The 12,746-nt window shown below is 70.6% G+C and carries 15 protein-coding genes; 13 read left to right on the forward strand and 2 right to left on the reverse strand.

Going from position 1 to position 12,746, the window contains the following annotated elements:
* The first annotated feature begins 47 nt into the window (after positions 1-47).
* Positions 48-1,598 (forward strand): glycosyltransferase family 87 protein, encoded by a 1,551-nt coding sequence (locus EIY87_RS17545; RefSeq protein ID WP_125309227.1) that lies wholly within the window; start codon positions 48-50, stop codon positions 1,596-1,598.
* On the opposite strand, the gene EIY87_RS17550 is transcribed toward EIY87_RS17545, so the two are convergent.
* Positions 1,595-2,368, reverse strand: coding sequence for a deoxyribonuclease IV (locus EIY87_RS17550; RefSeq protein ID WP_191984133.1), 774 nt, complete (start codon positions 2,366-2,368; stop codon positions 1,595-1,597). The genes EIY87_RS17545 and EIY87_RS17550 overlap by 4 nt on opposite strands.
* A 114-nt stretch (positions 2,369-2,482) precedes the next feature.
* Here EIY87_RS17550 and EIY87_RS17555 point away from each other — a divergent pair, with 114 nt between their 5' ends.
* From EIY87_RS17555 to dnaB, 12 genes are all read left to right on the forward strand, one after another.
* Complete coding sequence (locus tag EIY87_RS17555; protein WP_125309231.1) at positions 2,483-3,265, forward strand: hypothetical protein; 783 nt, start codon at positions 2,483-2,485, stop codon at positions 3,263-3,265.
* 123 nt (positions 3,266-3,388) lie between these two features.
* Positions 3,389-4,294, forward strand: a complete 906-nt coding sequence (locus tag EIY87_RS17560; RefSeq protein ID WP_191984134.1) for a hypothetical protein — start codon at positions 3,389-3,391, stop codon at positions 4,292-4,294.
* Positions 4,295-4,381: 87 nt separating this feature from the next.
* The gene (locus EIY87_RS17565; RefSeq protein ID WP_125309233.1) at positions 4,382-5,296 is read left to right on the forward strand and encodes a hypothetical protein; all 915 of its coding nucleotides are present in this window, start codon (positions 4,382-4,384) and stop codon (positions 5,294-5,296) included.
* Positions 5,297-5,398: 102 nt separating this feature from the next.
* Positions 5,399-5,725: a 30S ribosomal protein S6 gene (gene rpsF / locus EIY87_RS17570; RefSeq protein ID WP_176742059.1), complete on the forward strand. Its 327-nt coding sequence runs from the start codon at positions 5,399-5,401 to the stop codon at positions 5,723-5,725.
* 17 nt (positions 5,726-5,742) lie between these two features.
* A complete protein-coding gene (locus EIY87_RS17575) occupies positions 5,743-6,252 on the forward strand; it encodes a single-stranded DNA-binding protein (protein ID WP_125309235.1) in 510 nt (169 codons plus the stop codon).
* Between the two features lie 42 nt (positions 6,253-6,294).
* Positions 6,295-6,543, forward strand: coding sequence for a 30S ribosomal protein S18 (gene rpsR / locus EIY87_RS17580; protein WP_003098744.1), 249 nt, complete (start codon positions 6,295-6,297; stop codon positions 6,541-6,543).
* Between the two features lie 14 nt (positions 6,544-6,557).
* On the forward strand, positions 6,558-7,019 hold the full coding sequence (rplI, locus tag EIY87_RS17585) for a 50S ribosomal protein L9 (RefSeq protein WP_003098743.1): 462 nt from the start codon (positions 6,558-6,560) through the stop codon (positions 7,017-7,019).
* A 126-nt stretch (positions 7,020-7,145) separates the two neighbouring features.
* The gene (locus tag EIY87_RS17590) at positions 7,146-7,499 is read left to right on the forward strand and encodes a hypothetical protein (RefSeq protein ID WP_125309237.1); all 354 of its coding nucleotides are present in this window, start codon (positions 7,146-7,148) and stop codon (positions 7,497-7,499) included.
* Positions 7,496-8,092 carry a DUF3558 domain-containing protein gene (locus tag EIY87_RS17595; protein ID WP_125309239.1) on the forward strand — a complete coding sequence of 199 codons (597 nt, stop codon included), beginning with the start codon at positions 7,496-7,498 and terminating at the stop codon, positions 8,090-8,092. Before EIY87_RS17590 ends, EIY87_RS17595 begins: the two co-directional genes overlap by 4 nt.
* 1 nt (position 8,093) lies before the next feature.
* Positions 8,094-9,437 carry a hypothetical protein gene (locus EIY87_RS17600; protein ID WP_125309241.1) on the forward strand — a complete coding sequence of 448 codons (1,344 nt, stop codon included), beginning with the start codon at positions 8,094-8,096 and terminating at the stop codon, positions 9,435-9,437.
* An 85-nt stretch (positions 9,438-9,522) separates the two neighbouring features.
* Positions 9,523-10,311 (forward strand): ESX secretion-associated protein EspG, encoded by a 789-nt coding sequence (locus tag EIY87_RS17605; RefSeq protein ID WP_125309243.1) that lies wholly within the window; start codon positions 9,523-9,525, stop codon positions 10,309-10,311.
* 508 nt (positions 10,312-10,819) lie between these two features.
* The gene (gene dnaB / locus EIY87_RS17610; RefSeq protein WP_125309914.1) at positions 10,820-12,244 is read left to right on the forward strand and encodes a replicative DNA helicase; all 1,425 of its coding nucleotides are present in this window, start codon (positions 10,820-10,822) and stop codon (positions 12,242-12,244) included.
* Here the strand turns inward: dnaB and EIY87_RS17615 are convergent.
* Positions 12,241-12,693, reverse strand: a complete 453-nt coding sequence (locus EIY87_RS17615; protein ID WP_125309245.1) for a MarR family winged helix-turn-helix transcriptional regulator — start codon at positions 12,691-12,693, stop codon at positions 12,241-12,243. The two genes, dnaB and EIY87_RS17615, sit on opposite strands and share 4 nt — an antisense overlap.
* Positions 12,694-12,746: the final 53 nt, after the last annotated feature.

The raw sequence follows: 12,746 nt of genomic DNA on the forward strand, positions 1-12,746 counted from the left end.
CACCGGCTTCACCGCCGCACCCGGCGATCACCGATACGATCCGCCTCGTGCCAGAGGAGACCACGCGCGAGCCGGACCCCGGCCCCGTGACGCTGACCCGGGCGGACCGGGTCGTCCCGAGCTGGAACGAGCCACTCGCGGCGGCGGTCACCAGACCCGTCGGCGGCCCGCTCGGTGAGCACGCGGCGATCGGCAGGCACTGGTTCTGGTCACCCCAGCGCGTCGGGCTGCTGCTCGCCACGCTCGCGCTGATGCTCTGCTGGTTCGGCAAGGGCTCCTGCATCCAGCAGTACCAGGACTCCAGCGGCGCCACCCAGCTCGACTGGCGCGCGGGCCGCCCGTTCGTCGCGATGTGCTACTCCGACATCGTGCCGCTCTACAGCTCCGAGCGGCTCGACCGGCCGGGCACCTTCCCGTACTACACGTCGTGGAAGGAGAACTCCCAGACGGCGGAGAACGGCACCCGGTACATGGAGTACCCGGTGTTCACCGGCCTCTTCCAGTGGGCGAACGCCAAGCTCGCGGCGGGCTGGTACCACGTCGCCGAAGCCGGCTGGCTGCCCGGCGGCCTGCCGGTGGCCATCTACTTCGACATCACGGCGTTCTTCCTGGCGCTCGCCTGGCTCGTCACCGTCTGGGCCACCGGGCGGACCGTGAAACGCCGGCCGTGGGACATGGTGCTGGTGGCGATCTCGCCGCTGGTGCTGGTGCACGCGTTCACCAACTTCGACGCGATCGCGACCGCGTTCACCGCGACCGGCCTGCTGGCCTGGGCGCGCAAGCGGCCGCTGCTCGCCGGGCTCCTGCTCGGCCTGGGCGCGACGGCGAAGCTCTACCCGCTGTTCCTGCTCGGCGTGCTGTTCTTCCTGTGCCTGCGCGCCGGGAAGCTGACGCCGTTCTGGAAGACCGCGGCCGCCACCGTCGTGACGTGGCTGGCGGTGAACGCGCCGTTCATCCTCACCGCCACCCGCGGCTGGTGGGAGTTCTTCCGGATGAACACCCTGCGGCCGATGGACCCGGACTCGCTGTACAACGTCCTGTCGTACACGACGGGCTGGGCCGGCTTCGACGGCGTGCTGCAGAAGAACCAGACGCCGACGTACCTGAACCTGACGGTGGCCGTGCTGTTCCTCGCCTGCTGCGCGGGGATCGCGTACCTCGCGCTCGCCGCGCCGCGACGGCCGCGTGTCGGCCAGCTGGCGTTCCTGGTCGTGGCCGCGTTCCTGCTGACGAACAAGGTGTGGAGCCCGCAGTACTCGCTGTGGCTGGTGCCGCTGGCGGTGCTGGCGATCCCGCGCTGGCGGCTGCTGCTCGGCTGGATGCTCATCGACGCGCTGGTCTGGGTGCCGCGGATGTTCTACTACCTCGGCGTCGACCACAAGGGCCTGCCCGAAGGCTGGTTCCTCGGCACGGTCGTGGTGCGCGACCTGGCCGTGGTGGCGTTGTGCGTGCTGGTGGTGCGGGAGATCTACCGCCCGTCGACCGACCTGGTCCGGCTCGACGGCGACGACGACCCGGCCGGCGGCTTCCTCGACGGCGCCCGCGACGTGATCATCCCGAACGCCACGAGGCGCCGCCGGAAGGCCGTGGCCGTCTAACCGAGCTTTTCCCGCAGGTAGGCGATGTCGGTGGCCTGGCCTTCGGCCGGGGTCTCGACGACGACCGGGGCACCCGCCGCGCGGGCCACCTCGACCAGCACCTCGGGGTCGATCGTGCCTTCGCCCTCGACGACGTTGGCGTGCCGGTCGCGGGTGGAGCCGAACTCGTCGCGCGAGTTGTTGAGGTGCACCAGGTCGATCCGGCCGGTGATGGCCTTGACCTTTTCGACGGCGGTTTCGAGGTCCCAGCCCGCGGCGAACGCGTGGCAGGTGTCCAGGCAGAAGCCGGCGCCGAACTCGCCGACCTTGTCCCAGAGCCGGGCGATGACGTCGAGGTCGCGGGTCATCGCGTTCTCGCCGCCCGCCGTGTTCTCGATGAGGATCGGGACCTTGAAGCCGCCCTTCTCCTGCTCGCGCTCGAAGAGCTTGCGCCAGTTGTCGAGGCCGGTCTCGGCGTCGTCGTTCGCGCCGACGTGCCCGCCGTGCACGATCAGGCCCTTCGCGCCAATCGCTGCCGCACCGTCCGCGTGCTGCGTGACGTTCTTACGGGATGGGATCCGGATCCGGTTGTTCAGCGAAGCCACGTTGATGAGGTAAGGAGAGTGGATGAACACCTCGACGGGGTCGGCCGCGATGGCCTCGCCGTGGGGGTGCGGCTTCGGGGCCTTCCAGCCCTGCGGATCCGAGAGGAAGAACTGGACGACGTCGGCTTTGCGCTCGGCGACCGCGGTCAACGGGTCGTCGTCACGGACATGGGCGCCAATCAGCATGCCGAGCACGCTACTCCGGCTTCTCCTTTCCCCTGCGGGACCGGTTGGTGACGCTTGTGGAGTACCGTGAGCGCGTTCCGTGATCCAGATTGGTCCGACTGCCGGAGGGCATCGATGGGGAAGCAGTTCGCACGGATCACCGCACTGGGGTTCACTTTCGCCGCTTCGGCCGCCTTGGCACTGCCGGGCACGGCGAGCGCCGATCCGAGCCCGACCCTCGGTGGCGACTGCGCGTCAACGCTGCAGAAGGACGGCGGGTCGACCGGTCTCGTCCTCGACGCCGGTGCCCCGCTGAACGCCCCGAACCAGCTGAGCGTCGGGCTGGACTCGACCTCGCGGAACACGAACGGCACGGCGCCGCTGCTCACGCTGCCGGTCGGCGACACCGTCCGCGCGCTCGGCGTCGGCGACGTGCCGGTGGTCGGCGACGCGGCGGCGAAGGGCGTCTGCCCGGCCGCGCAGGGCACGGTCAACACGGTCGGGAACATCACCCAGGGCGTCGCGGGCGAGCTGCCCCCGCTGCCGCTCCCGCCGGCCCCGAACCCGCCCCAGCCCGCGCCGCCGTCCCCGGTGCCGCCGGGGCCGAACCCGCCGCCGGGCGACAGCACCGGCCCGGTGACCACCGGCCCGGGCAACGCGGGCCTGCCGGGCGACGCGATCTCCGGCATCTTCACCAACGCCGCGCTGCTGCCGGGCACCCTGGTGCAGGCACCGGTGGTCGCCCAGGTCATCCCGGGCCAGCAGGTTCCGACCGTCGACGCCCAGAAGTCCGGCACCGCGGAGGCCCTGCCGGGCGTCACCCCGCCGGCGAAACTGCCGATGCTGCTGGCGGTGCTGGCGCTCGCGATCGTGGCCGCGGCCCTCGTCCGGGCCTGGATCCGCCGCAAGCCGGCCTGATCTTGACGCAGGGTGACGCCCGCTTCCACTCGAATGCCGGACATTTCTGAGCGAGCGGGCGTTACTCGGCTGCCCTAACGTCGTTGTCCTGGGAAAGAGGCCACGACACCAGGGGCGGCGCGCATGCAGGAGCGGACACGGAGGGCAACGGCGGTCGGTGCGACGGCGTTCGTGCTCGCGGGTTCGGCCGTCCTCGGCCTGCCCGGCACGGCGTCGGCCGAGACCAAGACGGTGCCCTGCGGCAGCACGGTGACCGCCAAGCCCGGTGACCACATCCAAGGCACGCTGCTCGGCATTCCCACCATCGACCTGGGCATCGTCGGCCAGGCGACCACCGTGCTCACGAGCGCCGTCGGCGGCCTGCTCAACACGGTCTGCAAGGTCACCGTCAACGTGGTGAACACCGTGGTCTCGCCGGTGCCGGTGGTCGGCGCACCGGCCGCGAGCGCGCTCAACCAGACCGCCGACGGGCTCAACTCCGCCGGAACGAGCGGCCTCAACTCGATCAACGGTGGCGGCAAGCAGTCGTCCCCGCAGCCCGGCACCGGCGGCAACCAGCAGCAACCGCCGTCCGGCGGGACCGGCGGCAACCAGCAGGGCGGCACGCAGCAGGGCGGCGGCATCCCGGAAGCCAACAGCCCGCTGCTCCCCGGCTTCTCCGGCGGCGGCGCCAGCCCGGCGTTCGGCGGCTTCCCGTTCAGCATCGGCACCGGCTACGCCCCGATGCGCGACTACAGCGGCATCCCGTTCGCGACGGCCGGCCTGTTCACGCCGTCGCCCGCGATCCGGTACGGCAGCCAGATCCCGGGTTACGCCCCGCAGTACGGCCTCACCGGCCCGGACGGCACCGCGGCGGACGGCAGTTCCGGCGTCCAGACGGCGGGCCGCGCCGAAGCGCTACCGTCCGCATCGGACGGTTTCACGAACGGGTCGAATCTGCCGCTGCTCATTGCGGTACTGGCACTCTCCGGAGTCAGCGCGGGCCTCGTCCGCACCTGGGTGCTCCGCCGAATGGCCGCTGCGAATTGACCCGACTGCCGAGTATCTTTCACGTATCTCCTTCGTTGATCCTGGTGTTGCCTGGAACGACGCCCCCGTAATTCTTTCTGGAGGACAGTGCTCGTGCGGAAGATCCCCACCTGGCAGACGACCCGCCGCGCACTGACCGTCACCGCCGTCGCCGCCTTCGTGACCGGGGGAGCGTTCCTCTCCGCGGGCCCGGCTTCGGCCGCGACGACGCTCGCGGGCACCTGCTCGGGCGCGGTGAACGGCAGCATGGGCGACACCGTCGCCGTGCAGGGCACGTCGGTGAAGGAGCTCGTCCGCAAGGGCGCGCAGGACCAGGTCAACGCACTGACGTTCGCAACCGTCTGGCCGAACTCGCTCGCCGACACCATCGCGGGCAAAGGCGCGCTCAACGTGGGCACCGTGCCGAACTCCGCGGGCGGGACCATCGCCGGGGACGCGATCGGCACCGTCGTGGCGAACGCGCTGAAGGGCGCCGCCGGGCTCGGCCTGCTGCCCGACACCCAGACCAAGGTGCTCAACTCGATCAAGAGCCGGGTCGCCCAGGGCTGCGGGCTGACCACCGTCGCCACCAACTACGCCCCGCCGTCCACGCCGGGCGCGGGCGGCACCGGCACCCAGCCGGGCGGCGGCACCGGGACCGTCCCCGGCGGCACCTCGGGCAACCTCTCCAACCTGAACCCCGGCACCACCGGTGGCACGGGTGGCAGCGCCCCGATGCGCGACTACAGCGGCATCCCGACCGCGACCGCCGGCACGGCCGTCGCCCCGGGCGTGCGCTACCCGGCGAACGGCACCCTGCCGGGTGACGCTTCCGCGCCGCAGGCGGGGCAGGGCGACCAGAGCGGGCAGGGCGCGGACATCCGCGACGCCGGCAACGCGCAGTCGCTCGCCTCGAACGGCGCTTCGAACGACGTGCAGCTGCCGATGCTGCTGGCCGTGATCGTGCTGGCCGGGGTGACCGCCGGTCTAGTCCGGACCTGGGTCCTGCGGCGCGCGAGCTGACCCCGCCGTCCGGTCCTGCCGGTACCCCCAGGTAGCCTTACCTGGACAAACCCTCCTGCCACGGACAGTCCGTGGCCGCGAGCCCATAGGAGGTGAGTGGTTGTGTCACGCCATTACGAGGTAATGGTCATCCTGGACCCCACGCTCGACGAGCGCACGGTCGCCCCCACCCTCGACACGTTCCTCAACGTGATCCGCACTTCGGGCGGAAGCGTCGAGAAGGTCGACGTCTGGGGCCGTCGTCGCCTCTCGTACGAGATCAAGAAGCACGCGGAGGGCATCTACGCCCTGCTCGACCTGAACTCGTCCTCGGACGCGGTGAAGGAGCTGGACCGCCAGCTGTCGCTGCAGGAGACCGTGCTCCGCACCAAGGTCATGCGCCGCGAGGTCAAGCGCGCCGCGGCCAAGCCCGCTGCCGCCAAGGCCTGAGCCCGAGGGGAACCCCGATGGCTGGAGACACCGTCATCACGGTGGTCGGCAACCTGACGTCCGACCCGGAACTGCGCTTCACCCCGTCCGGTGCGGCGGTCGCGAACTTCACCGTCGCGTCCACCCCGCGCACCCTCGACCGGCAGTCCGGCGAGTGGAAGGACGGCGAGGCGCTGTTCCTGCGCTGCAACATCTGGCGGCAGGCGGCGGAGAACGTCGCCGAGTCGCTGACGCGCGGCGCCCGCGTCGTCGTGCAGGGCCGCCTCAAGCAGCGGTCGTTCGAGACGAAGGAAGGCGAGAAGCGCACCGTCGTCGAGCTCGAGGTCGACGAAATCGGCCCCTCGCTGCGCTACGCCACGGCCAAGGTCAACAAGGTCAGCCGCGGTGGCGGCGGCGGTGGTGACTTCGGCGGCGGCGGAGGCGGTGGCAACCGCGGTGGCGGCGGCGCGCCGGCCGACGACCCGTGGGGTTCCGCGCCTGCCGCGAGCAGCGGTGGCGGCGGCTTCTCGGACGAGCCCCCCTTCTGATCTCGTACACATCCACAAGATTTGAATTTCCAGGAGTAGACAGTGGCCAAGCCACCCATCCGCAAGCCCAAGAAGAAGGTCTGCGTGTTCTGCAAGGCCGAGAAGAAGGGCCGCCCGGAACTGATCGACTACAAGGACACCAACCTGCTGCGGAAGTACATCTCCGACCGCGGCAAGATCCGTGCCCGTCGCGTCACCGGCAACTGCAGCCAGCACCAGCGTGACATCGCCATCGCGGTCAAGAACTCCCGCGAGATGGCGCTGCTGCCCTACACCTCGACCGCGCGCTAAGGGAGGGCACCGACATGGCGAAGATCATCCTCACCACGGACGTGGCCAACCTGGGCGGCCCCGGCGACATCGTCGAGGTCAAGGACGGCTACGCGCGCAACTACCTGCTCCCGCGGGGCTACGCGATCGTGGCCTCCAAGGGCGCGGAGAAGAACGTCCGCACGATCCAGCGCGCGCAGGAGAGCCGTCGCATCCGCGACCTCGACCACGCCAAGGAGATCAAGGCGACGCTGGAGGGCCTCGGCGCCATCCAGCTCACCGGCAAGGCGGCCGAGGGCTCGAAGAAGCTCTTCGGTTCGATCACCGCCGGCGAGATCGTCGACGCGATCAAGGCGGCCGGTGGCCCGCTGCTCGACAAGCGCGTCATCGAGCTCCGCGACCACATCAAGACCGTGGGCAAGCACTCGGTCGGCGCCCGGCTTCACCCGGACGTGAAGGTCGACGTGCGGCTCGAGGTCAAGGCCGTCGCGCAGTAAGGCAGTACGTCGTGGAAGGCGGGTCGTCCCTGGTGGGCGGCCCGCCTTCACGCGTTTCGGGGGAACCCCGGACAGGCGGGCGGCGTCGGAGGAGAATGGGCGGGGACGCGAAGGGGATGGATCCGGATGGCCAATGAAGTCAACATGTCAGCACCGGCCGGCGGTGGTGGCTTCACGTTCGACGCCGACAAGATCGACGCCGTCATCAAGAAGTGGCAGGATCTGCGGGCCGACCTGAAGCGCGACTACGACGACGCCAACCTCATGGCGAACGTGAAGGCACCCGGCAAGGAGTTCGCGAGCGAGGACTGGGAGAAGCTCGCGAACCCGTCCGGCAAGGCCTTCCTCGAGCAGAACCGCAAGATGCAGGAATACGTCACGAACTACATCGACGCGCTGACCGCGGCGAAGAAGAAGATCACCACCAAGGAGTCGGAGACGCAGGCCGACATGGCGAAGACGGGGAACCAGGCCACGTGAACCGACGACTGCTCGCCGTTCCGGCACTGGCCTTCGCCGTGCTCGCCGTCGCCGGGTGCGGCGGCAAGACCAGGGGCAGCGCCAACCCGGCGCCGTCGACCGCCGGATCCAGCAGCGAGACGCGCTCCGTCGCCGACACCGCGCCGCGGGTGCCGAGCCCGCTGAACACCGGCGCGATCACCTCGGACGCCTGCGCGACGCTGTCCGCGTCGGCGCGCTCCGACCTCGGCTTCGGCGAAGGCGAGCCGCGGACCACGGGCAACGGCCCGAGCTGCACGTTCACCGAGTCGGCCGATCCGGGCAACCAGATCGACGTGACCACGGTGACCGCGAACAAGAACGGGCTCCAGGACGTCTACGACACCAAGGCCAACGACGCGTACTGGGGCGAGACGCAGGCCGCCGGCTACCCGGGCGTCTACGCCGCCGCGGTCGACGACCGCAAGAACGGCAAGTGCGGCCTGTTCGTCGCGGCGACCGACGAGCTCGCGGTCAACATCCTGGTGCAGTACGACAACGGCACCGGCGCTTCGGACCCCTGCTCGGTCGCGATGAAGTTCGGCGAAGCGATGATCCACACCCTGGGAGGCTGAGATGCTGGAACTGGTGCTGCTGGGCGGCTTCGCCGCCTACAACATGGCCACCACGCACTCCGACGACCACACCTCGACGCAGGGCGATCGGAAGATCGACTGCTACGACATCTGGGAAAAGATCACCCACGGTCCCGGCGCGGGCTCGATCGCGAACGGGCAGTCGGCGGCGAGCCGGCTCAAGGGCGCCTACGCCGAGCGGCTCAGCACGATCGACGACCTGGCCAAGGAGATGGACGCGGCCTGGACCGGCGGCGGTTCCGAGGCGGCGCAGAACGCCGGCGCGCACCCGCTGCGGGTGTGGATGGAGGACTCCGGCACCAAGCTGACCGAGTCCGACAAGTACCTCGGCGAGCAGCACAACGCCTTCACCACCGTGCACACGCAGGTCCAGGAGGTCCCGAAGGACCCGCCGAAGAACAACCTGCTCAACGCGATGACGCCGTGGACGACCGACACCGACCGGGCGATCCGCGACTACAACACCAAGGGCCAGGCCAACGTCGACGCCTTCAACACCTACTACAAGGCGAGCAACGACAACGGCCAGAAGATGCCGACGTACTCCGCGCTGAAGGGGCAGCAGGAGAACGTCAACGTCGACGACGGCAAGAACGGCAAGAAGAAGCCGGGCGACGACGGCAACGGGAACGGCGACGGGAACGGGAACGGCAACGGCACCGGTTCGGTGCCCGGCGTGAACATGCCCGGCTCGGGCAGCGTGCCCTCCTTCGGCGGCCAGCCGACGACGCCCGGCGGCAAGTTCGACCCGTCCCAGATCCCCGGCGGCAACTACACCCCGCCGAAGTTCGACCCCTCGCAGGTCCCCGGCGGGAAGTACGACCCGTCGCAGATCCCGGGTGGCAGCTACACCCCGCCGAACTTCGGCGACGGCACCCACTCGTCCGGCTTCACGCCGCCGAAGATCCCCGGTGCCGGCGGTTTCGGTCCCGGTGGTTCGGGTGGCGCGGGCGACTTCTCGATCCCCGGCGGCGGGGGCTTCGGCCCCGGCGGCTCGGGCGGGGTCGGCGACCCCTCGGGCTTCGGGCCGGGCGGCGCGGGCTTCGGGCCCGGCGGCTCGACCGGCGCGGCCATCCCGGGTGGCGCGGGTGCGGGCCGGGGCGGCATGGGGGCCGGCGCCGCCGGTGGCGCGATGGGCGCGGGCGGCGCGGGCGCGGGCCGGACCGGGGCCACCGGGATGGGTGGCATGGGCGGCATGGGCCACGGCGCCAAGGGCCAGGGCGGCGGCGACGAGGAACGCACGTCGAAGTACCTCCTCGGCGACGACCCGAACGACATCTTCGGAACCGACGAACTCACCGCGCCGCCGGTCATCGGCGAGTAGCGCACGCGGGAGCGCCGGGCGCGTGCCAAGATGAGCGCGCCCGGCTCCTTCGGGTTCACCAACAGTCTTCAATGGGGGAAGAGCGGTGCTGGACAGGCAAGTCACCATCTCGACCGGCACCCTGGTCAACCTGATCCGGCGCCGGGGCGGCGAGCCGCACACGGTGCTGGTGGAGACGCCGACCTGGTACAGCGACGAGGCCCAGCGCGCCGAGGACGAGCGGGTCAACGCCGAGCTCGCCAAGGCCGGGCTGTTCGGCCCGCGCGGCATGCACCCCGGCTTCGTCGCGACGGTCGAGGCGATCGCGCGGCCGCAGCTGGAGTACTACGGCTGGATCGACGGCGGCTTCCAGGGCAAGCCGGTCAGCTACCGGCTGCTCGGCGGCAGCGCCGGCGGTGAGGCGTTCGTGCTGGCCAAGCACGAGGAGCTGGACGTCGTCGTGCTCGGGTCGTCGCGGCCCGGCGAGCTGCTCGACGACTTCCTCGGCCAGATCCCGAAGCTGGCCCCCGGCCGCGGCACGCCGCTGGCGGTGCCGAAGAGCCAGATCGAAGGCACCGCCCGGGGCGACGAGGGCGAGTTCGCGGTGCTCCGCAACGACCGGCCGGCCGAGGGTTCGCAGGAGGCCGACGAGCTCCGCCGGATCCTCGCGTTGCGCCGAATGGGCAGCGGCAGCCTCTACGTCGCGGCCCGCAACCGGACCGGCGCGCGCCACCGGATCGAACGCCCGGTGAACTACATCGATACGTCGGAAGGCCGGTGGCTGACCGAAGAGATTCCGGGGCGTGGGGAGAACCGGATCGCCTTCACCCCGGCCGACCAGCGCGTTCTCGCTGACCGGTTACGCAGCGCACAGGGCCGGCTCACCGCGGCCTGAGGCCGGCGCCGTTCAGTCCACCGGGTGACCGCTCTACCCTCCGTGATATTCATCCACAGGCCGTGGGGGTCAATGGGTCCGGGCTGGTCCACGACACGCCGAAGAACGGACTTCGCGCGACACGCCGGACGAGTTTTCCGGCAGTTCTCCACAGCTTGTACACAGCCCTTGACCTGCGAGTTCGGCGAAGCCGATCACGCTTGTCCCCAACTTGTCCACAGCTCTCGCGGCACCTGTGACTGGTTACCCCCGTTCATCCCCAGGTTGTCCACAGAAGGGTCCCCACCCGGAATTGCCATCGGCCGGTCGGGGGATCTAGCGTGCCGCCTCGGGCCTGTACTCACCGTGGCGCTCCGCGTGTCTGCGCCAGCCGGACGACGTCGTCGTCGATCATCTCCGGTGACGAGGTCCGGGTGATGGGGAAGCACGGCACGAGCCGCGTGCTTCGAGAGCGAAGATCCGGCATAATCGAACGGGTGTTCGACACGATGAGGAGGTGTCCGGGGCGGTGGCGCTGACCGACGACCGTGGTCCGATGTACGCGGAGTCCGACCCGGGGCCGAGCGAGCCGCCACCCGAGGGCGGCGGCGGCGGGGGCGGCGGGTTCGACCGCCAGCCACCGCAGGACATCGCGGCCGAGCAGTCCGTGCTCGGCGGCATGCTGCTGTCCAAGGACGCGGTCGCCGACGTCATCGAGGCCCTCGGGCCCGACGACTTCTACCGGCCCGCGCACCAGGCGATCTACGACTGCATCCTCGACCTCTACGGCCGCGGCGAGCCGGCCGACCCGATCACGGTGTCGGCCGAGCTGGAGCGGCGCGGCGAGCTGGGCCGCGTCGGTGGCGCGCCCTACCTGCACACGCTGATCGCGACGGTGCCGACGGCGGCGAACGCCGGGTACTACGCGGAGATCGTCTCGGAGAAGGCGGTGCTGCGCCGGCTGGTCGAGGCGGGCACCCGGATCGTGCAGTACGGCTACGGCGCGGCCGCGGCCGACGGCGCGAACATCGACGAGGTGGTCGACCGCGCGCAGGCCGCGATCTACGACGTCACCGAGCGCCGGACCAGCGAGGACTACGTCGCGCTGGAAGAGCTGCTGCAGCCGACGATGGACGAGATCGACGCCATCGCCTCGCGCGGCGGCCAGTCCCAGGGCATCCCGACCGGGTTCACCGACTTCGACGAGCTGACCAACGGCCTGCACCCGGGTCAGATGATCATCGTCGCCGCCCGTCCCGGTGTCGGCAAGTCGACACTGGGCCTGGACTTCGCGCGCTCGGCGTCGATCCGGCACGGCATGACCAGCGTCATCTTCTCCCTGGAAATGAGCCGGACCGAGATCGTCATGCGCATGCTCTCGGCCGAGGCGAAGATCCGCCTCGCCGACATGCGCGGCGGCAAGATGTCCGACGACGACTGGACGCGGCTGGCCCGCCGGATGAGCGAGGTCTCCGAGGCACCGCTGTTCGTCGACGACTCGCCGAACATGACGATGATGGAGATCCGGGCCAAGGCGCGGCGGCTGAAGCAGCGCAACGACCTGAAGCTCGTCGTCCTCGACTACCTCCAGCTGATGACGTCCGGCAAGCGCGTCGAGTCGCGGCAGCAGGAAGTCTCGGAGTTCTCGCGGCAGATGAAGCTGCTGGCGAAGGAGATCGAGGTCCCGGTGATCGCGATCAGCCAGCTGAACCGTGGTCCGGAACAGCGCACGGACAAGCGCCCGATGCTGTCCGACCTGCGTGAGTCCGGCTCACTGGAGCAGGACGCCGACCTCGTCATCCTGGTCAACCGCCCGGACGCCTGGGAGCGCGACGACCCGCGGGCCGGCGAGGCGGACCTGATCATCGCGAAGCACCGTGCCGGCCCGACGGCGACGATCACCGTCGCGCACCAGCTGCACTACAGCCGTTTCGTGGACCTCTCGCACGACTAGCCGAGAGCGCCGTACCCGCGGACGAACGCGGTGAGCAGCCGGCCGAAGGTGTCGCGGTCCTCGTCCGGCCAGTCCGCCATGACCTCCGCGAACACCGAGCGGCGGAAGGCGTGCAGCTCGTCGAGGTGCGCCTGGCCGGCCTCGGTCGGCACGAGCACCGCGCGCCGTCCGTCGCGCTGATCGGCTTCACGGCGGAGCAGCCCCTGTTCGACCGCGCGCGCCACCAGGCGGCTCGCGCGGGGCTGGTCGACGCCCATCGCCGCGCTCAAGGCCGTCACCGTGCTGGGCTCGCCGCGGTCGGCGAGCTCCTCGACGACGTCGAGCAGTTCGTGCACCGGGTCGTGCGCGCCACGGCCCCTGGCCTTGCCGATCCGGCTCAGGGCCCGCCGCTGCTGGCTGCGGCGGATCGCGATCATGGCGCGCTCGACGTCGGCCACCGCGTCCGTCATGGTTGCTCCACCTCCAAACTACATGTACTTTTACATGCAGTTGTTCACCGACA

The organism is Amycolatopsis eburnea, assembly GCF_003937945.1.
Lineage (GTDB): Bacteria > Actinomycetota > Actinomycetes > Mycobacteriales > Pseudonocardiaceae > Amycolatopsis > Amycolatopsis eburnea.

Coding starts and splice junctions, on each gene's coding strand:
- EIY87_RS17550 (WP_191984133.1), bottom strand. CDS start 2,368: ATGCTGATTGGCGCCCATGTCCGTGACGACGACCCGTTGACCGCGGTC.
- EIY87_RS17555 (WP_125309231.1), top strand. CDS start 2,483: ATGGGGAAGCAGTTCGCACGGATCACCGCACTGGGGTTCACTTTCGCC.
- EIY87_RS17560 (WP_191984134.1), top strand. CDS start 3,389: ATGCAGGAGCGGACACGGAGGGCAACGGCGGTCGGTGCGACGGCGTTC.
- EIY87_RS17575 (WP_125309235.1), top strand. CDS start 5,743: ATGGCTGGAGACACCGTCATCACGGTGGTCGGCAACCTGACGTCCGAC.
- rplI (WP_003098743.1), top strand. CDS start 6,558: ATGGCGAAGATCATCCTCACCACGGACGTGGCCAACCTGGGCGGCCCC.
- EIY87_RS17590 (WP_125309237.1), top strand. CDS start 7,146: ATGGCCAATGAAGTCAACATGTCAGCACCGGCCGGCGGTGGTGGCTTC.
- EIY87_RS17600 (WP_125309241.1), top strand. CDS start 8,094: ATGCTGGAACTGGTGCTGCTGGGCGGCTTCGCCGCCTACAACATGGCC.
- EIY87_RS17615 (WP_125309245.1), bottom strand. CDS start 12,693: ATGACGGACGCGGTGGCCGACGTCGAGCGCGCCATGATCGCGATCCGC.